This window comes from Exiguobacterium sp. s124 (genome assembly GCF_018617485.1).
Classification (GTDB): Bacteria; Bacillota; Bacilli; order Exiguobacteriales; family Exiguobacteriaceae; genus Exiguobacterium; species Exiguobacterium aestuarii.
Genome location: NZ_JACSKH010000001.1, coordinates 1,848,374 through 1,867,143, shown reverse-complemented (window position 1 = coordinate 1,867,143; position 18,770 = coordinate 1,848,374). Strand labels below are relative to the sequence as shown.

The following is an 18,770-nucleotide window of genomic DNA, read 5'->3' as shown; positions in this document are numbered from 1 at the left end:
TTATCCCTCCTGGAGAGCCAATAACTCTCTTAAGAATTGATTGGTACTTCTAGAAAATTGGAATATTTGATAAAGCTCTTCGGCACCTCTAGTAATATGTGCATTAAAGTAATCTGGAAAATATCGTTCTTCCTCAATATGGTGTTTAGCATGTTGAAGAATCATCATTTTAAACATCTCGTCGTGTTCTCCGGTTAAGGTGGCGCGATTGATTTCAAAATTTGAAATGGGTTGACCTTTAACGCTTGATGGAGTTTTTTCGTTTTTTAATGATATTCCAACGGCGAAACGAGCTAGGATGTTTGGTGTGATATGAGTTGAGTTTGCAATCTCTTTAAAATAGAGATGCGTTTGTTCAGTTAATTTAAGACGGTAGTTCATGAGTTTTTCACCTGCGCGTTTTCAAATTCAAAATACGATGGAATGACTCGTGTTTCTAAATGTTTATTATCAAACTGAAGACTATACTCTTTAGAAATCGATGGTTTGAGTACGTCATAGTAATCTTTGCTAATCTCTGAGTCTGTAGATAGCACTAACACTTGTTCACCGAAATTAGGAAGTAAGTTACGCAAAATATTATAACGATGATCTCGATCTAATCGGCCTAACAAAGTATCGAAGATAAATGGCATTTGATTTTCTGAAACTTTGAAAATTGCCCAGATTAATGAAAGAAGTAGGATTTGTTTTTCACCAGAAGATAGCGTTGCTACAGAAATTTGGGACTGGTCCTTAGATGACAAAGTTAAAGAGAAATCTTCAGGTAGAATCGATAGCTTATCTACGTAATCTTCTTTACGCATCAATGTTTTTAACATGCGTAACGCATTTTCTTCAACACTCCGAATAACTTTATGACGTTGTTGTAGTTTGAAGTCTTCTAGTAAAGCTAATGTTGAAGTCGCATTTTGTGATAATAAGCTCGATTTTGAAGTGATTTTCTCGATTTCTTGTTGAAGTGAGGCGTTTTCTTCCACTAACATCGAGTACTGATTTTGGAGCTCTTCTTCAAGTTTAACAATACGTTCTAACTGCTCGTTCAAATGAAGATGACTAACTTTGAGTTGATTCAATTCCTCAAATTGTTTTTCAAAATCTGCATGATTTTCTTCTCGAATCACTAGTTTTCTTCGTAATGTCTTCAGTTCCTCTATGATTTCGTCATCGCGATTAATGTTTGCCAAGAGAGATGAGGAAGAGTGAGAGTTTACTGAAGAAATCATATTTTCAACTTTTGCCTTCGAACTGAATGAAGCATCGTGAATAATTTCAGTTTTCGGGACTGCCGTTTTTAAAGCAGCATTGAATTCCTTTTTCAGTGAGTCATGTTGTACAGACCCACCTAAGTTACGCGAAACATTTTTATAAAACTCATCGGTGAAGACTTTTTCTAAATCTTCTACACTTCTTACCAATAGTTCTGATTCGACCTGTTCTGCAGCTTTTTCAAGCAAGTGATGATTGATAGAAAAAGCATAGTACTCACTGAAAAAGTCTGACGTGAACTGCTTTAATTTCTGTCGTTCTTGTTCTAAACTTCTTATCTTCTCTTTTAATGTTGCCTCTTCTTCTTTACTAATCACATCATGTGCCCGTAGAGAGTCAGAAAAAGCAGTGATTTCTGCTTCGCTTATTTCAATTTTTTGAATAAGCTCAGATTTATCTATTTGAACTCTTTGTATTTCTTGCTCGGATTCATTTAGTTGTTTTTTAAGCTCATCTAAACGTTTTGATTTATCTTTAGATAACTTCGATTTCGTTTCATCACGAACAAGTGATTCGATTGTTTCCGTTAATAGATCTGGAATCTCTAATTTGAATGCACTTTTCATCAAATCATCTAGGTATTCGGATAATTTTCCTTCATTAATGATTTGATTGATTGTCTCTCCATCAAATAATGAGACGTTAAACAAGTAGAGGGGAGTACGTTCTAAGAATAATGAATAGACTTGACTCTTATCCTTCTCTGCGAGTGCAAAGGTATTTCCATCACGATAAATATTAAAGTATTCTTTAATATTCTTAGCGTCGATACCCCATGATCGTTCAAATAAATAGCGAGATGTTGTTTGATTCGTTGTTGTTGTAAATGTAATTTGGATTTTTGAAACTTGTTTAGTGGTACTATATCTTTCTCGTTGATCTCTTACTTCGCTATTGATTAACTTCTCAATTTCTTTGAAGTAGGATGGAGTGGGTGCTTTAATCCCAAACGCCTGACTACCATATAATCCAGTGCGAAGTGCGTTTAAAAAGGTTGTTTTACCCGCTCCATTTTTCCCGCCGATTAAAATAACATTTTTATTAGAGTTTTCATTCTTAAAATCAAATGTTTGATTTTTATATGCTCCAATATTCTTTAAGACAATCGATTCAATCTTCATCTCTCTCTAAAACTCCTTGCTCTTTGTAAAGGGTTAAATAGTCTTGGCTCAATAGCGCAGCGACATCTTTATTAAATCCTCGTTTAACCTTTACACCTAGAAAATCATTTGCTGTTGTAAATAGTTTTTGAACCATATTGAAATCAAGACCATGCTTTTGAGAAAGAAGTTCTAAATCATTCGCTTGGTCACTTGTTAGAATCTGACGATCATCATGTTCCCAATCCAAGTCGACGCCGAATACTTCGCGATAAAGATCTGGTAGTGTATCGTTCCAATCACCTTCACGGAGCCATAAGCGACGAATCGCTCGTAACTCATCATCCTGAATTAATTTGTACTCGACTGAATTTGGAACTTTCAAATCACGTTGTAAAATTAATAAATCGCGCATTAGTTCAGTTCTAGTAGCTAGTGTGAAAGGACCAAGACCAAGGTGTGAGTATACAGATTGCCCATCTTCGTTTGTTTCGGTAACGACAAACTGAATATTAAACTCTTCAGGTTTACTCAAGTCAATATTGTGTTTTGCGATAAATTGACTTAATTGTGTTTTAGGAACGGCAAGAACAGATTCATCAGTCAAATCTTCAATGCGGTCAACCACTTTATGAGAGGTGGCAGCACGACCGCCTTTTTTCTTTTGAACAATATGAATTCCATCTTCTTTGACTTCATGTTGAACTTCTAATAAATAGAAGGCACCATTCATTCGTTTATGCATTCGTTTAGAACGGTCGTCACGAATGAGCACCATTTTATTACGGAATTTCAATAATGGTTTTAACCAGTCATGTTCACCAGTTTGAATAAAACCAGTAAGCGATTTATCTTGATTGACAACCGTACATGTCCAGCAACCAAAACGGCTATTCCCACAAGAACCAGCACTTTCTTTAATGTTTTGGTCAACGACTAATGGACATTCGCTGCTTGAATCCATGTACATTTTCTGTAGCTTGTGATGGTCTTCTCCCCATGGAGCTGGGTTTTGAAGAAGGTAGCTCCATACATCATCTAGAACAAATTCTTTAATTGGAGCAAATACATAAGCATTCGCTAGTGATGTGTGTCGCATCAATTCGCTACCTGAAATCTCATGATCTTTTATGGATTGGCCTCGGCTCGTGCTCTCAGATGAACGGACACCAAGTACCATAATAATTTCGCCGTATTTTGACACTTTATCTTTAATGAAGCGGTTAGCAGGATCGATCTTAAGGCGATCTGTACACCATCTAAACGTTTGGTTAGGAGTAGGATAGCCACGTCCGATAATATTTGTCCAAAAAGTTTTTTCTGTAAGTGGTTTAACTTTTTGTGTTTCAATAGGAAGATTGTATTTTAAGGCTGCTTCTTGCATTCGGTGTAGAGAGCCATTAATCATTGAAACGACGAGTGGGTTTTCTACCAAAGTGTCAGAAGAAATAATAAATACCTTCTTGTGCAACTGTTCTGGTGAAAGTTCTAGCAACGCTTCGAAAATGAGTTGAGTCGTTAGTGTAGAATCTTTTCCACCACTAAATCCGACGACCCATGGACGTGTATCATTTAAATAAACACGTTTGATCAAATCGATGGAGCGTCTAGAAACAGTATCTCCTTCATGCTGAGTAAATAAGTTACTAATAATACCTTGTGTCATAAATTGTCATCCTCTCGTGCCAAAACAGTCATTATACATTCATGCTAGATCTTTGTTGATCGAAATCTTTCTCTTCTTTTGTGAGTTTGATGCCGATTAGCGATTTTATTCGTATCGCAGTCAATCGAATAGTGTAGTTATTTTTTAAAATTCTGCCGTTTTCGTTAAAGGCACGACCTTTCCAATCTTTTTCGTTTGAACGGCTCCAATCAATATCTTTAAATTTTGTAAGATAGGCTGTCCAAGTGTCAGGTTTTTGTTCAATCAAAGAACGCGCAACTTCGGCCGCCGCTTCGATAAATAAACCTTGACCCGCAATTGAAATCATACGCAAATCACGAGGAGAGATTTCTTTATTAAATACTTGCTCCCATTCATGAATACTATTGCATAGCGTTAGCCAAAACGTTTTAATGTTAAATGCGTCTTCTTCAGTTAAAAGAGCACCTTTTTTCTTATTAATTAGTCGTTTATTTGCATTATAAATATGATTTAACGCTAAAAGTTTGGGTGAATTCTTGGAGAGGGACGTTTTCTCCATTTCTGTATACCGTTTTAACAAGGGAATCTCTTCAACGATTTCTTTAGTGAGGAGCGATAACTGATCGCGATGATCATATAAAATACCGATAGATGATGTCGTATTAACAGCATGTCGATTCAAATCTGAAAAGATTTGTTGAGATCGTTCTAGACCTTCGTCATGAAAGAATACAACAGAAATTGTTTCATTCCCAAGTTCAGGCATGATTTTTAAAGCTTCTTCAATCGCTGCTCTTCGGTGTTGACCATCATTTATTAAAAAACGGGAATCCAGTGCTATTGAGAGTTTGCCTAAATCTTTGAAGTTTGGCTCATCTGTAAACGGAGTGAACTGAATTTCACCATCAATGGAAGCTGTAAGGGATGAGAATACATAATCCTTAGACTGATCTACAATGTAATTTGTGATATCTGGAACTCTAGATTTATTCAAAATTCGCTGTGAGCGATATTGTGGTGGAACTTCCTCTTCATCGAATAAGAAGATTTTTGGAATCAGTTTTAATGGACACATAACGACGAAATATTCTTTTTCTGCCTGTTTTCCTCGTAACGCCGGGAAATTGTAGCTGAAATTAGGATCCATAAGATGTCCTCCTTTATTTAAAATTACGTACGTAATTTTAAATAAATACAATGTTTTTATACAAAAAGTCTAACATAAGTGTTCGTATGAAAAAAGCGAACAGCTCAACAAAATATAGAAATTTTCGTAAGAAAAATCTCAGCGGAATCGCTGAGATTATACGGAAAGAAGTTTAATTAAAAATTCTTCTTCAAAGATTGCATCATCTGATTCGAGCAACGAAGCAATGTCTTTTACACCTAATTCAATAAAGCGTTTCATATGATCTCGAATAATTTTCTCGTCATCGATTTCTTTTTGGAGCTCGTTGATAATGAGATGTTTAGCGAGTAAATAGTCATTCCCATTGATGATTGAGCCCATTTCCCATGCACTTGAACTCAATTCGGTAGGGAGTTCAGATGAAATGGAATGATTTTCAATTCCGTGCATCAAACTTAATTTAATAACAAATGGTCTAGTATCTTTTGGAACGTAATGTTCGATGTGCCCAATGATGGTATCGATTCGATTCTTACTTACTTGTGACAATTTAATTCCTTTAGAATCCATAATCTTATCCTTTCACTAATTCGAAATAGCCTTCGCGAATAAGCGTATATTTCTCTTTTTGGTTATAATCCAACATGATTTGTTTTGAAGTGTATTCCTTCATCAACTCTACATATTCCGGAGTGATTTCCGTATCAGTTGAGAGGATCACAACTTGTTTACTGAGATGTTTATAGAAATGTTCGACTAGATTATTGCGATGATAGCTGTCTAAACGACCAAGTGGCGTATCGATAATCATAGGTAAATCTAAATCAGCTGCTTTAATCATTCCCCAAATAAATGCAGATGAGATAATTTGCATTTCACCGGCTGAACGTTCTTCGACTGAAATTTCAGCGCCGCGCTCATTTTCAATGCGTATCATCATTTTACGGCGATCAACGAAAGCACGACCGAATTCATCTTGTTTTCTCATAAGTTTGTTCAACATCTGATCGAATTGTTCACTGATCAAATCAATTTTCCAATCTAGTACTTTTGTTGAATACTCATCAATTGCTTCTTTGATTTTTCCATAAAGCTGTACATCATCGGCTAAGTCGATTGCATTGGTTGCAGTAGACTTTGTTCCTTTTAGCTTTGATTCCAGAGAACGAATTTCTTGAATACACTCTTGTTCTTTCTTTTTAATGTTGAGATAAATGCTCTTAGTTTTACCGAGCACCTCAGTAATTTCTTGAATTTTTTTATCTTCTTCATCAACACTGATTGCAGAAGGGGCTAAATCAATTTTCTGCTGAAGTTGAACAATTGAATGTTTAATATTCTTTTCTTTCTTAATCAGTTCAATAATCATTTCCTTAGTGCGAGATGCGTCTACATTCATAATTAGTCTACGGTCATTTGGCGAAAGGTCGTGCCAAATTTGTTGATTTTCTGAAGTGGTAGACGCTTTATAATTTTCCTTCGATAACCAAATATTCTTACCAATTTCCTCAACCTGATGCAGTTGTTCTTTAGTTAAAGGTGGGTCAATTGGCTCTGAGAGTAGTTTAGACATAAATTGCTGATAAGGTGCTAAAATCTGTTCCACACGTTGTTGGTCAGATATAAATTGTTGTTCTATAGTCAGTCGTTTTTTTAAAGCATCAATTTTTTTAGATGCAAATGAGGGAATCCCCTTCTCAAAAAACAACTTAGAAATTTGCTCCAAGACTTGGGTATGCTGTGCTCTTAGAGAACTCATGGATGAAACGAATTGTTCTCTCGACTCATTGTTCTGCATGAGCTTCTCGTTTCGAAGTTTTTTATAGTGGTCAAGTTGATTATTATATGTTGATACTCGACTCTCGGCTTTATTTCGTTTTTCTGTAAGCTCATGTAATTGATCTTTGAGTGTAGTTATTTTCTTGTTGAATTTTAACAACTCGGTACTTTTTTGGGCAATGGCTAATTCGTTGACTTTCTTTGAATAGATTTTGTCTAAGTCACCTTTTAACTCATTGAAATAGGACATTCCATTCATTCGTCTGATTGTCGCTTTAAAGTCGGCAGAATTTCTAGAAGAAATAATGCGTCTGATTTCTTCCCCATCAAAGATTAAGAATTGAGAAGCTTCAAATGGGATTAATTTATCAATGGTGCGGTTGAAATCATCCACGTTGTGTGAACCAATCTGTTCATTACGTTTTGGACGAGCTGCACCAATCGTTCGCTTACTGAACGTCTTGCTTTCAGATACAACTTGTTTTTTACTATTGTATTGCCAAACGACTTTGATTTCGTAGTGATGACCGTCACCAGGTTCAAAAACGAGAGAGGCACTAGCTTCACGACCACCTTGTTCGAAGAATGAATTGTTAATCGTATTTGTAAACTGTTGTTGAAACTCCGTATCGGTCATGCCGCGCTTGCCATATAATAAGTAACGAACTGCTTTTAAAATGGTTGTTTTTCCAGCGCCATTTAAACCACCGATGAGAACGATGTTTTTATCATCTGTATGAGTATCAAAGTTAATTGTTTGAGAATTTAAGTATGTTTTGTAATTATTTAATTGAATACGAACTAGTTTTAACCCAGATTTTTTATTGGATGATATGGAATGAGTTAATGAGTTCCCTTTTTTGATTAGATATTTCAGTTCCTCTTCTAATTCTTTTTGGCGTTTAGTAGGAGACGTTGCTTCACCATAATAATTAGCTTTTGAAGTGGTGAGAATATTTTGAAGGAGACTAGGTGATAACTGATGATGAGAAGATACTTCTTCTAAAATTTCTAATTCACTTGAGTAACGCTTTTGAGTCATATCGATTTCCTTTCTTCCAAACATGAGATATTCAGGTCTATATTCCTATTATAAAGGAAATACACCTAAAAACCTGTAACTTTTTTAGAAAGGGTATGGATAAATTAGGTATACATAATTGCTTTTTATATTACATAAGGAGATGAGAGAAGTGAAACGCCTATTACTACGCAAAATCCAATTCGCCCTCCAACACCACGGTGGGACGGCATCTTTGAAAGACATTTATGCGTATGTCGAAAAATCGTACTATCAACTCGAGCTCGATCGTTATAAAGATTGGAAAGGGCACGTCAATAAACAGATTCGTGCTCATTCTAGCGATTCAGCGAGCTTTACCGGAAAAGAAGATCTCTTTTATTCCACAGGAAATAAAGGCATTTGGGGCCTCAGACAATCCAATAACTAACGAAAGCGGGACCAATTTCACTTGGTTCCGCTTTCAATGTTTACAAAACATCACACCCTATTGTCACACAATGTTCATTCCTGTACACTTCGATATTGTGTGCTAAAAATTATGTTAGGGGTTAGTCAATGGAACTTGTACAACAATTATCTCAAATGCAACTTATCAACCAATTCTGGTTGCTTATGGCCTTCATCATTCCGATGGTCATTTTATCTCGTATGGTCGTGGCTGGGACGCGCTTCTCGCCGATCCTCGTCATCGTTATCTTCGGTCTCGGTCTCGGGTTCGGTATGGTCGAGCTCGGCATCGCGACACCGGGTCTTCCTGAATTCCCGCTCGTCGACTTCTTGTCACGGACGACGATCATCGCGTTAGTCGTTTCGTTCTTCGTAGGTGGACAGGAACTTCGTAAAATCTTAAGCAAGCAAGAGCTCGACATGGAGGACATCGTCGTCCCTGCAAAAGAGGAAATGTTCCTCGGAACAGGACGTACGCAGTTCATCTTTATCCTTCGTTCTTTCTTCTTGCTCGTCGGTTTGGAAGGGTTCTTCCGTATGGCAATCGAGCCAGGTACGGCAGAAGGGATTGCGCTTTACTACCCAATCCTCGCACTCCTCGGTCTCGCTGTGTCGTTCTTACTCATCGACCATAAAGCACAGATTCAGGACAAGAAAGTATACATGCAAAAAGGTGTCATCGAGACAGTCCTCTTGCTTGTCATCTTGTTCGTCTCGTTCTTGATTGCGACAGCAGTTCAGCCGATTATCGCACTTCCGCAAATCTTCTTTGCGATGTTGATCTCGTCGGCGCTCGGTGCCATCTTCCACAACTGGACGTATGGACCGACTGTCCGCGCGCTTCTCTTCGCAGGAATTCCGGTCGTCTTGGCTGCCAACTTCATGGTCGGTGGTTCACGAATCGGTGATGCGTTCGCCATCGAAGGCATGAACTCGATTCTCGTGTACGGTTTCTTCGGTCAATTGTTCTGGATGTTCGGTGGAATCGCACTCATCATGTGGTTCGCTCGTACGGGTCATATCCGTAACCTCGCGCCAGGTATGGCAGGTTCACTTTCACACAGTGGTCTCACAGGTGCGTGTACGGCTGGGGACTTCGGTCAAGTGGCGGCAAAACGTGCGCCAATCATGATCAACATTCCGTTCTTCGGACACATCTTCGTCTTCTCAATCCTCGCAGTCAGTGCCGATAACGGTGCGCTCTGGATTTGGCCTACAGCCATCATCGTCTTGATCGGTCTCGCGCTCACGGCGCTCGCGTTGAAAAACTTACGTGCAGCGAACGGAGAAGACTTTAAAGAAGTAAAAGCACTTATGCAGTTCTCGTTCGGATGGCAGATGATGGCCGTCTTCGGTGGTCTCGTCATCTTGACGTTCAGCACGATTGCCTTTGATTACACGACGATGGCACAATCGTCAGCAATCTCGCACTTCGGCTTGTTCGCAGCGGTCCAAGGCGGTATGTTCGGTACGGAAGCATCGCTTCTTATCCCGCTCATCTTCTCGATGCCTTTCCTCGTGCATCCGATCGTCTTCTATATGTTCGGGAAAGCACTCGACAACAATGGCGAAATGCCACGTGTGCCGGTATATGCGATGGCGCTCGTCGGTGTCGTCGGTGTATCTGCAGCAATTTTTGTCTTATAAGACATCCATTCCGCTCTGACTTCGGTCAGGGCGGTTTTTTGTTGATGAATTTGAAATGACAAAAAGCGTCCGACCTTTTCTCAGGTCGAACGCTTTTTCTGTCATCACATCACCATCGAGATCAACGTCAAGATGGCGAGCCCACCTTGTGTCAGGATAATCTTCTTGTCACTCGTGATACTGCCATATAGGGCAACGAGAATGATATAGGTCAGCATCATGGTGACAATCTCGAACGGATTGGGGGAGACGTATAGCCCGTATAAGAGCCCGACCCCGATCAATCCGTTATACACGCCTTGATTTTTGAACAAAACCGATACCGAGTCTCTCGTCAGTTCGTCTTTCGACATGCGGAAGACACGTGACGTCGAGGAAGAGGCCGTCGCAATCGTTTCTAAATAGAAAATATAAAAGAACTCGATGGCGACGAGCGTCCCGAGCACAAGGGTGAGCGTCGACATATTAGTTGACCGCTGCTACTTGCACGACCGGTTTCGCAGACACGTAGTTCGCCACGTTTTGTGCGAAGTTGATGAGGACCGGGTTTTGGTTGTGCTGCTCGAGAGCGGCTTGGTCTTCCCAGTTCTCGATCATGACGAAACGGTTCTCGACAGACGTTGACTCGTATAGGTCATATCCGACACAGCCCGCTTCTTGTTTTGATGAGTCGATCAAGACTTGGATGTCACGCAAGAAGTTCTCGCGTTGTGATGCTTGGATATCGAATGTGGCGTTGACTAAGATCATGGTTGATTCCTCCGATTGTGTGTTGAATTATTTGAACGATGTGACTGTTTGAGCGTCAAGACGGACTGATGCGTAACCTTCTTCTGCCGCTTTCCCGACAGACAAGATCATGACTGGTACGTAACGATCTTTGTCGAGACCAAACGTTTCTGCGAGCTGGTCTTTCTCGAAACCACCGATTGGGTTCGTGTCATAGCCGTGTGCACGTGCTGTGAGCATGAATTGCATCGCTGCGAGACTCGCATCGATTTTCACGATGTCGTTCATCTCTTGTTTCGAGAGGTTTTTGTAGTAAGGGATGATCGCGCCGAGTTGCTGGTCACGAACTTCTTGTGGCATTTTGCCTTCTGCGACTGCTTGGTCGTAGATTTGTTCGCCGTACTCGTAGCACTCCATGTCACCGAAGATAAGGAGCATCGCTGATGACGAATCGTTTTGACGCGTGTTGAATTTGATGAGCGGCTTGAGCGTCTCTTTCGCTTCTGGGCTTTCGACGACGACGAAGCGCCATGGCTGCATGTTGACCGATGATGGGGCAGTTGTTGCTTCCTGAATCATCTCGAGCATCTCTTCTTGTGAGATTTTCACGTTCTCGTCGTAGACACGGATTGATTTACGACCGAACATAACGTCTTTGAATGTATTGTTTTCGAATGTAGTTGCCATTGGTGAATTCCTTCTTTCTCTGTTTAGGTGTGACTGTTCAATTTTTGAAGCAGTCCGGATAATTGATGAATCTCTTCAGCGGACAAGGCTTTTAAGACGAGGTGGTTGGTCTGTTCGTCTCGCTCGCAATGACCTAGGTCTTGCTCTGCTTTCTCTGTCACACGGACGAACATCTCGCGATGGTTCTCCGCGTTCCGCTCTCTGACGACATATCCTTTTTCTTCGAGGATTTTTAAATGTCGGGTGATGGCGGCATTGTCGATTTTCATTTCTTCCTTAATCACGCGTTGCGAACAAACGCCTCGTTCTTTGACGACTTGTAGCATCTCGTAGCGCGTAAGGCTGAATCCTGTTTCCCGTTCGAACGATGATGCGACATTTTGTTCTGCCAACTTGATTTGGTAAAGTAATCGGCTGATTTCACGTAGGTCCATTGCGTCCCACCTTTCTCAATTGACTTATCAATCGTTGACTTGTCAAACAATACAATGTTTTTGAATGCGTGTAAAGTCAAACACTCAAAAAAAGACGACACCGAAATTATGTGTCGTTTCCTTAGGTAGCATAATTGGAAAATGTGAAACAATCTCTATAATGGAAAGGTTATGATAATAAAGAGTGTGAATATGCAGTTTTTTCGTGATATAAATAAAATCACATATTAATACTCATATAGAAGTTGTATGAAGAATTTGATAATATGGATACTAACATGTAAAAAAATAGAAATTATGCAGGGGGTTAAAGAGTGAGTAATGGGGAAAGACCACTGATTAAGTCTGTACACGAATATATCCAATTTGTTAACGAGAAAATTAAAGAATACAAAATTAAATATCCTTTTAGTGATCCTTTGATACTTTACAGAGGGGAAAAAAAGGATTATGAGCAAACATCATGTGCCCCTAATATATTTAGAAATGAAGACGTAAATAAAATACCTTTATTTGAAAAAACCTTATTTGAAGAAATGATTTCAAAAGGTGTTACTAAGAAAAAAGATTATCTTTCAATAGCAATTGATGCTCAACATGGAGGGTTCCCAAGCCGATTGCTAGATGTATCTTATAATGCGTTAGTAGCACTTTTTTTTGCAACGGAAAAAGTGAAAAAAGATCATGAGGAAGACGATTTGGCTGTGGTCCATATATTTTTTCCTGAACAAATTTTTGCTACAAGTTCTGACGCAGCAATCAAGACATATGAAGATATCGTATGCCAAAATCAGGAATATAATACTCTGCCAATCAGTATTTATAATCATAAATTAATCGATCATTCAAAAAAAAATTCAAGGATTATTGCGCAACAAGGAGCGTTTATCTTATTTCCAGGAAATGAGTTTTTCCCTATTCAAAATATAAGCAAAGTGATAATAAAAATCGATGGACGAAATAAAAATAGCATAAGAGAAGAGTTGAAAACTTTATTTGGAATCCATCAAGGTTTTATTTATCCTGAGCCTGAAAATCAAATTCTTGATATAAAGCAAAGGATCAGAAAGATAGTTAATGAAATGCCATCATACAAATCGGAGTTTGAATTCATGCTTAACGGTTTCTATTTAAACTTATTACGTTTCAAACAAGACCTCTATACTTATTATAGACAGGATAAAGACCTAAATAATATGGAACCTTATTTTGAAGATATTAAAGCGTATGAACATTACATAGTTCGCTCATCTAGAGACATATATGCTTCTTATTTAATTTTAGTAAAAGAAAATATTGGGCAAGAAGAGACAAGAACGATTTTAGAGTTGATTAACTCTTATAAAGTAAGAAGCGAAAAAATTCATGAACAAATTATGTTTATAGTCTTAGGCACAAAATTCAAAGACACTAACCAAAAGATTACTTTGTCTAAATTTGAAAAATATATTAATGAAGGGAAGTTAAGAGCATGAAAGAATCATTAACTGATTTTGTACCTATCGCGAATAAAATTCATAGGTTGTTTAAAGAACATAATGTTGAGGTTTTAGAAGAGCAAACTGAAACGTCGGTAAAACTAGAGGCATTGTTTGATGAGAGAACAACAGAATTTGACATAAAATTTTTGGATGAAAAATTTGTTGAGGCTCCTGTAATTAATGACAGAGTCATATTCGGAATCTATAGGAATATGTATAATGAACCGAAAAAACTTAATGAAATGTATAAACAATTAATAGCAGAGTTTAAAGAATATTTAATTTCAAATATATTTGATGAGGGATATACAACGTTAAAAGCAGCTGATATTGAGAAAAGAGAAATCACTCTTTACTTATTAGCTGAGAGTGTAAAAGAAATGGTTCAGCTAAAAAAATATATGGAAAATTATAAAAGTGAAATTCAAGAAAGCTTTTTTACGGATTTTAGAAGTAAAAAAAGCGCTCAAAGTAAAATAAAAATAAATATTATAACTACAAGTGTAATTACTCCTAAACATGAAAGCTATTCGATTAATTTTACGAATAGAGTAAACTATATTAATGTAAAAAATGGTAATTTGAAAGGTCACATTATTACTGCAAAACTGAGAGATGTTGTCGAAATTTATGGTGATATGGGTGATGACTTATTCGAGAGTAATCTCAGAATAAAAATTGAAGATAAAAACGAAGTTGATGCTTCAATACAAAATACAATAAAAAATGAACCTGAAGATTTTTGGTTTCTAAACAATGGTATAACTTTGATCGTCCCCAAAGATGGTATTTCATTTTTTCATCCAGAAAAAGTAACAATTAATAATTTGTCAACAAGTAGAATTACAGTTGTAAATGGAGCACAAACTATAACGAGTGCTTCTGAAGTATTTTACAGTTTTGATACTGAGTATAAAGAAGGTTTGAATAACATCGAAATTGATGAACTAAAAAGTAAGCACGCTAGATCAGAGAAAGCAGAAGTATTACTGAGAATTGTTGAAACAGAAATGGTTAACAATAAAGAGAATGAATTAAATTCTCAGGTAGGTATAGAAAATCAAGAAGTGAAGGAAGACATAGAGGGCAATGCTTCACAACTAGTTAATCAAGTGAAGGATCAGGAAGAAATTAATGAGTCTCAAACGGTCGAAGGAGTTAGCGAGACTAAAAATGCAGAAACACAACGAGGGAAATATTACAATGATGTTTCTCGAATCTCTTTAGCTTTAAATAGACAAAAACCCATTACTAATGAAGATATTGCTTACTTTATTAGATTCGTTAATGCGATCAACTCTCTTAAGTTAAATAACGAAAACAATACAGAAGTTAATAGATTTTTATTTAGAATTATTCGAAGAGGTGAGCGTGAATCCATAATTCATAATGAATATCATCTAGTTAGTTTGTCTCGAGTACTAAAGGCATTTTTAGGTTCAGCTCCAGGGGATGCTAGATCCAAATCTAAAAATTCTTTATTAGAAATTTCGAGTAATAATGATGACGACCAAGAGAACGATCAAATAGAAAATTTGTATTTTGCATCAGAAGATATATTTAAAGAGAAAGAAAAATATAATGACATCGAAAGTAATGAAAGCTACATAGATGTTTTTAAAGCATATTACCTTCCTGTAAATTTTGCTATGAAATTAAATGATAAATTCTCAACGAAAATAAGCCTTATTAGAGACTTAGTTAGTTCACTTTCACGATTGAATGATGAACAAATGGAAACATTAAAAAAACACGTTCATAAAATTTATACATATGGTAAATACCATATGATTTGTTTCATAGTTAATGAAAAGATGGGTAATGAAAAAATTAGAAAAAATGATGAAAATACCTTTGATAAATGGGAGGAGAGGATGAATACAGAAATCTCTGATGATGAATTTGCGTTGAGACTAATGTTAGCCACATTTGCTTGGCAGAGAGTGAAGGCAGGTGATTTTACGGCAAACACATTTAAGTCCAATAAATTAAGAGATTTAAATAGAATTTACTCACTTTATTTAAAAATGTTATCACGTATGGATGACAATAATTTAGAAAATTCTATAAAAAAAGTTCATACTTTTTCATACAAACCTATTCGCAATAAATTAATAAAGGATTATCCTTTATATTTAAAATCGTATAAAAGTATGTATATTAAAGATGTTGAACCATTTGAATCTACATCTCAAAACAAAGAGGAACAATAAAAAAATGATGTTACTCATAATACCAATAGATCTAAAATATTTAAAAAAACCCATTACCTAAGGATTGAACTGAGCCCTGTTTTGCGGACAGTTTAATAAAAAGTGTCTCGAATTCTATGTGGCGATCAGATGACCCCGGTATTGCTCCAGGGTCATCTTTTTAGGTTCCATTGCTTTCGTTCGCAATTGTAATAGTCGATGGTCGACATGGTCTTTAGATGCCTGAAGAAGGACTCTTTCCTTACTGATTCTCAAGGACATCCCGTACCTTAAAGTCGCCCGCGTACTGGATCGACCGGTCCGAGATCGACTCCAAGTTCGGGTTTCACTTGAGCTGCCTGATCTAATGTTCGTTTAAGATGATTTTTCTCATTGATGTGTTCCCCCGCCTGAATGAATAGGTTCATTATATCGATTCGTTCGCACGCAAAAAAACTGAATGAGCACTTTCTATCAAGTGTCTATCATTCAGGGTTCAGTTCAGATCTTAGGTAATGGCTTTTTTTGTGGTTTACTGCAATTGAGTTTTGACGTACTGCCTCGCTCACTTTACTTATTATATGCATTCGAAAATGTCGAATACTCATAATAAGTTCACTCTGATGGTTGCTCATTTATTATTCGTCACCTCTTTCCCAATGTACCTTATATATTGAGGATAAACCTCGGTCCAAAGTCTTATTCAAATCATTTCCATTTCCCTGTAAACTGAAAGTGCCCTCAAAACACTATTGCAATTACGTGTACTAATACATATAATACACTTAAAGAGTAACATTGACTATGAGAGGGTGTGACCCATGTTATACAAAATCGATATGAAGAGTTCAGAACCGCTTTATGAACAAATCGTCAATCAAACGAAAGAGCTCGTCATCCGCGGTATCTTGCGACCGGGAGACAAGGTGATGTCTGTGCGCGAACTCGCCACCGACCTCGTCATCAATCCAAACACGGTCAGTAAGGCGTATCAGGAGCTGGAGCGACTTGGACTCCTCGAGATGCGACGCGGGCGCGGCACGTTCGTCTCTGAGGATTGGGTAGACGATGATGCATCAAGAGAACCGGTCATCGCATCGATCAAAAAGATCGCGATTGATTGCCATTATGCGAATGTGCCATTAGAAGAAGCCATCGACGTATTGCGGACCGAATATGAGAAAGTAGGGGAAGCCAATGCTGAAAGTTGAGCAACTGAGTAAACAAATCGACCGTCAGACGATTCTCGACGGAATTGACTTTACCGTCGAATCAGGAGAAATCATCGCGCTCGTCGGACGTAACGGTGCCGGCAAGACGACACTCCTCCGGACGATGGTCGGAATCATTCGCCCAGATCAGGGTGACGTGTTATATGGAACGAAAAGTATCTTTAAAGACGCTGGATTGAAGCGGGATGTCATCTTTGTACCGGATTCGGCGGATGCGCTCAAACATTATACGGTGAACGAGGCGACAGACTTGTATGAGTCGATCTACCCGTCGTTCAATCGCTCCGCCTTCCGTGAGACATTGACGCGTTACAACATTGAGAACAAAAAGATTCGCCAACTGTCAAAAGGACAGAAAGCGCTCGTCACGTTATCGCTCGCTTTCGCCGTCCAAGCGAAATACTATCTGCTCGATGAACCGACGGACGGTTTAGACGTCGTCGCCAAGTCAGACGTGTTGAAACTGATGATCGCCCAAGTCGAGAAGCGGAACTGTTCGATTATCGTCTCGAGCCACCAGTTACATGAGCTCGAACGAATCGCCGACCGCATCATCATGATCGAGAGCGGACGTGTCAAAGCGATCATGTCGCTCGAAGAAGCGCGTGCCCTCAGCATCAAATGGCAAGTTGTCTTCAACGACCATGTCCCGGTTGAGTTGCTCGAACGAAAAGATATCGAAATCATCAGCGTGACAGGACGTGTCGTGTTGTTCATGGCAAAAGAACGCACGGAAGAACTCGAGGCGTTCATCGATTCATACAATCCGACGCTCATCGAAGAGATCCCGATGTCTCTCGAAGACGTATTCCGTATCCAGTTAGGAGGAGAAGCCCATGCCGTCTAAAGTGTTGTTGAAGAAAGATTGGAAACAAGTGTCGTTGCTTTGGATCTTACTTGTCTTCTTAGGTATCGTCGCCTTCACGGTGCCGGTGTGGACGCAAATGCAGGTGTATGAGGAACAGATTCGCGACATGCAAGAGAATCCGAGTAACTATTCGGATATATTGCGAGAAGATGTAGAGACGATGAATACCGAGGACTTTTTCAATAGTAATTCAGATTACGGATACCTCGGTGGACTCGAATCCCTCATCCCGATGGGTGTCGTTATCTTCTTATTTGTCATCTTCGGTGCGCTCATGGCGTCCGTGTTAATTGGAAGTGAACGAAACAGCCAAATGTCGGACTTTTCGATGTCGTTGCCATACACCCGTACCCAGCTTTACATATCGAAGTGGGTGATTGGTGCGGCCGGTATTACTGTGGCGACATTGGTCGGGGGGGCGCTAATGTTCCTCATCATCCGTTTTTCTGACTATTTCTTCCTACTTGATGGCAATGAGGTCAAAGTGCTCGGATTGATTGTTTTCTTACTCTTGTCGGGAATCTCATTTTTCTCGGTCTCGCTGTGGATGGGATCGTTTGGTGGAGAGTCCATCTCACAAGTCGTTTGGACGTTCGTCGCACTCGTCTTCCCGATGGGGATTGTAGCCCTCATTCAAGGGTCAGTCATAGCTTTTTCTCCAAATTTCTCATATACATTTTTTGAAGAGGTATTTGAAAGTGTGCCGATGCGAATCCTGTCACCGTTGAATAATATCGTCAATACAGGAATGTATTCCATCTTTGATTCTCGTTCAGAGTGGACAGAATTCCTTACGATCGGTTTGTCCAGTTCGATTGCCTTTATCGTCCTCACATTTGGTCTTGGGTTATGGATGTTCAAGGAAGCACCCCAAGAGAACAACGGTCGCTTCTTCATGTTCTCGAACTGGTTGTGGCTCATCCATATCGTCATCATCATTTGTTTCGCAATGTTGGGCGGAGTGTTCTTCTCCGGCATTTTTTACCCGCAAAGCGTGATGTTGTATGTTGTCGGTTTTGTGATTGGTGCCTTCCTAGCACACCTACTCGCAAAACGCCTGCTCTACCGCTTCAACTTAAAACTCAAATCGTAAGGAGGAATATC

18 protein-coding genes are annotated in these 18,770 nt (G+C 38.7%); 7 read left to right on the top strand and 11 right to left on the bottom strand.

Annotation, left to right across the window (positions count from 1 at the left end; all coding sequences use genetic code 11):
• The 6 genes from KNO85_RS09715 to dndD (KNO85_RS09690) all read right to left on the bottom strand — a co-directional run bounded on the left by KNO85_RS09715 (position 1) and on the right by dndD (KNO85_RS09690) (position 7,967).
• The gene (locus KNO85_RS09715) at positions 1-381 is read right to left on the bottom strand and encodes a DndE family protein (protein ID WP_214789491.1); all 381 of its coding nucleotides are present in this window, start codon (positions 379-381) and stop codon (positions 1-3) included.
• Entirely contained in the window at positions 378-2,390 is a 2,013-nt protein-coding gene (gene dndD / locus KNO85_RS09710; RefSeq protein ID WP_214789489.1) for a DNA sulfur modification protein DndD, read from the bottom strand. The genes KNO85_RS09715 and dndD (KNO85_RS09710) overlap by 4 nt, the downstream gene beginning before the upstream one ends.
• Positions 2,380-4,035: a DNA phosphorothioation system sulfurtransferase DndC gene (gene dndC, locus KNO85_RS09705; RefSeq protein ID WP_214789487.1), complete on the bottom strand. Its 1,656-nt coding sequence runs from the start codon at positions 4,033-4,035 to the stop codon at positions 2,380-2,382. The genes dndD (KNO85_RS09710) and dndC overlap by 11 nt, the downstream gene beginning before the upstream one ends.
• A 31-nt stretch (positions 4,036-4,066) precedes the next feature.
• The gene (dndB, locus tag KNO85_RS09700; RefSeq protein WP_214789484.1) at positions 4,067-5,164 is read right to left on the bottom strand and encodes a DNA sulfur modification protein DndB; all 1,098 of its coding nucleotides are present in this window, start codon (positions 5,162-5,164) and stop codon (positions 4,067-4,069) included.
• 156 nt (positions 5,165-5,320) lie between these two features.
• A complete protein-coding gene (locus KNO85_RS09695; RefSeq protein ID WP_214789481.1) occupies positions 5,321-5,716 on the bottom strand; it encodes a hypothetical protein in 396 nt (131 codons plus the stop codon).
• Positions 5,717-5,720: 4 nt separating this feature from the next.
• The gene (gene dndD / locus KNO85_RS09690) at positions 5,721-7,967 is read right to left on the bottom strand and encodes a DNA sulfur modification protein DndD (RefSeq protein WP_214789478.1); all 2,247 of its coding nucleotides are present in this window, start codon (positions 7,965-7,967) and stop codon (positions 5,721-5,723) included.
• A 151-nt stretch (positions 7,968-8,118) separates the two neighbouring features.
• Here dndD (KNO85_RS09690) and KNO85_RS09685 point away from each other — a divergent pair, with 151 nt between their 5' ends.
• Positions 8,119-8,376, top strand: a complete 258-nt coding sequence (locus KNO85_RS09685; protein ID WP_015881071.1) for a hypothetical protein — start codon at positions 8,119-8,121, stop codon at positions 8,374-8,376.
• Between the two features lie 128 nt (positions 8,377-8,504).
• Complete coding sequence (locus KNO85_RS09680; RefSeq protein ID WP_214747869.1) at positions 8,505-10,043, top strand: hypothetical protein; 1,539 nt, start codon at positions 8,505-8,507, stop codon at positions 10,041-10,043.
• Between the two features lie 104 nt (positions 10,044-10,147).
• Here KNO85_RS09680 and KNO85_RS09675 read toward each other — a convergent pair whose 3' ends face one another.
• Genes KNO85_RS09675 through KNO85_RS09660 form a run of 4 tightly spaced genes read right to left on the bottom strand, consistent with a single transcriptional unit; the run spans position 10,148 to position 11,893 of the window.
• The gene (locus KNO85_RS09675) at positions 10,148-10,507 is read right to left on the bottom strand and encodes a DUF1304 domain-containing protein (RefSeq protein ID WP_214789472.1); all 360 of its coding nucleotides are present in this window, start codon (positions 10,505-10,507) and stop codon (positions 10,148-10,150) included.
• A 1-nt stretch (position 10,508) separates the two neighbouring features.
• Positions 10,509-10,793, bottom strand: coding sequence for a putative quinol monooxygenase (locus tag KNO85_RS09670; RefSeq protein ID WP_026826548.1), 285 nt, complete (start codon positions 10,791-10,793; stop codon positions 10,509-10,511).
• A 27-nt stretch (positions 10,794-10,820) separates the two neighbouring features.
• Positions 10,821-11,459, bottom strand: a complete 639-nt coding sequence (locus KNO85_RS09665; protein WP_214789469.1) for a nitroreductase family protein — start codon at positions 11,457-11,459, stop codon at positions 10,821-10,823.
• Positions 11,460-11,482: 23 nt separating this feature from the next.
• Positions 11,483-11,893 (bottom strand): MarR family winged helix-turn-helix transcriptional regulator, encoded by a 411-nt coding sequence (locus tag KNO85_RS09660; RefSeq protein WP_214789466.1) that lies wholly within the window; start codon positions 11,891-11,893, stop codon positions 11,483-11,485.
• Positions 11,894-12,207: 314 nt separating this feature from the next.
• On the opposite strand from KNO85_RS09660, the gene KNO85_RS09655 reads away from it, so the two are divergent.
• Positions 12,208-13,368: an FRG domain-containing protein gene (locus KNO85_RS09655; protein WP_214789464.1), complete on the top strand. Its 1,161-nt coding sequence runs from the start codon at positions 12,208-12,210 to the stop codon at positions 13,366-13,368.
• Positions 13,365-15,587, top strand: coding sequence for an AIPR family protein (locus tag KNO85_RS09650; RefSeq protein WP_214789461.1), 2,223 nt, complete (start codon positions 13,365-13,367; stop codon positions 15,585-15,587). Before KNO85_RS09655 ends, KNO85_RS09650 begins: the two co-directional genes overlap by 4 nt.
• Before the next feature lie 269 nt (positions 15,588-15,856).
• Here KNO85_RS09650 and KNO85_RS09645 read toward each other — a convergent pair whose 3' ends face one another.
• A complete protein-coding gene (locus KNO85_RS09645) occupies positions 15,857-15,994 on the bottom strand; it encodes a hypothetical protein (protein ID WP_214789458.1) in 138 nt (45 codons plus the stop codon).
• A 393-nt stretch (positions 15,995-16,387) separates the two neighbouring features.
• On the opposite strand from KNO85_RS09645, the gene KNO85_RS09640 reads away from it, so the two are divergent.
• From KNO85_RS09640 to KNO85_RS09630, 3 genes are read left to right on the top strand one after another with little or no spacing between them, the layout of a single operon-like run.
• On the top strand, positions 16,388-16,777 hold the full coding sequence (locus tag KNO85_RS09640) for a GntR family transcriptional regulator (protein ID WP_074032742.1): 390 nt from the start codon (positions 16,388-16,390) through the stop codon (positions 16,775-16,777).
• Positions 16,764-17,645: an ABC transporter ATP-binding protein gene (locus tag KNO85_RS09635; protein ID WP_214789455.1), complete on the top strand. Its 882-nt coding sequence runs from the start codon at positions 16,764-16,766 to the stop codon at positions 17,643-17,645. Before KNO85_RS09640 ends, KNO85_RS09635 begins: the two co-directional genes overlap by 14 nt.
• Positions 17,635-18,759 carry an ABC transporter permease subunit gene (locus KNO85_RS09630; protein WP_214789452.1) on the top strand — a complete coding sequence of 375 codons (1,125 nt, stop codon included), beginning with the start codon at positions 17,635-17,637 and terminating at the stop codon, positions 18,757-18,759. Before KNO85_RS09635 ends, KNO85_RS09630 begins: the two co-directional genes overlap by 11 nt.
• The last annotated feature ends 11 nt before the right edge of the window (positions 18,760-18,770 follow it).

Bases quoted from the DNA above. Each gene is read 5' to 3' on its own strand.
- KNO85_RS09680 (WP_214747869.1), top strand. From the start codon at position 8,505: ATGGAACTTGTACAACAATTATCTCAAATGCAACTTATCAACCAATTC.
- dndB (WP_214789484.1), bottom strand. From the start codon at position 5,164: ATGGATCCTAATTTCAGCTACAATTTCCCGGCGTTACGAGGAAAACAG.
- KNO85_RS09665 (WP_214789469.1), bottom strand. From the start codon at position 11,459: ATGGCAACTACATTCGAAAACAATACATTCAAAGACGTTATGTTCGGT.
- KNO85_RS09630 (WP_214789452.1), top strand. From the start codon at position 17,635: ATGCCGTCTAAAGTGTTGTTGAAGAAAGATTGGAAACAAGTGTCGTTG.
- KNO85_RS09675 (WP_214789472.1), bottom strand. From the start codon at position 10,507: ATGTCGACGCTCACCCTTGTGCTCGGGACGCTCGTCGCCATCGAGTTC.
- KNO85_RS09635 (WP_214789455.1), top strand. From the start codon at position 16,764: ATGCTGAAAGTTGAGCAACTGAGTAAACAAATCGACCGTCAGACGATT.
- dndD (WP_214789489.1), bottom strand. From the start codon at position 2,390: ATGAAGATTGAATCGATTGTCTTAAAGAATATTGGAGCATATAAAAAT.
- dndC (WP_214789487.1), bottom strand. From the start codon at position 4,035: ATGACACAAGGTATTATTAGTAACTTATTTACTCAGCATGAAGGAGAT.
- KNO85_RS09645 (WP_214789458.1), bottom strand. From the start codon at position 15,994: ATGAACCTATTCATTCAGGCGGGGGAACACATCAATGAGAAAAATCAT.
- KNO85_RS09650 (WP_214789461.1), top strand. From the start codon at position 13,365: ATGAAAGAATCATTAACTGATTTTGTACCTATCGCGAATAAAATTCAT.
- dndD (WP_214789478.1), bottom strand. From the start codon at position 7,967: ATGACTCAAAAGCGTTACTCAAGTGAATTAGAAATTTTAGAAGAAGTA.
- KNO85_RS09715 (WP_214789491.1), bottom strand. From the start codon at position 381: ATGAACTACCGTCTTAAATTAACTGAACAAACGCATCTCTATTTTAAA.
- KNO85_RS09660 (WP_214789466.1), bottom strand. From the start codon at position 11,893: ATGGACCTACGTGAAATCAGCCGATTACTTTACCAAATCAAGTTGGCA.
- KNO85_RS09640 (WP_074032742.1), top strand. From the start codon at position 16,388: ATGTTATACAAAATCGATATGAAGAGTTCAGAACCGCTTTATGAACAA.
- KNO85_RS09695 (WP_214789481.1), bottom strand. From the start codon at position 5,716: ATGGATTCTAAAGGAATTAAATTGTCACAAGTAAGTAAGAATCGAATC.
- KNO85_RS09670 (WP_026826548.1), bottom strand. From the start codon at position 10,793: ATGATCTTAGTCAACGCCACATTCGATATCCAAGCATCACAACGCGAG.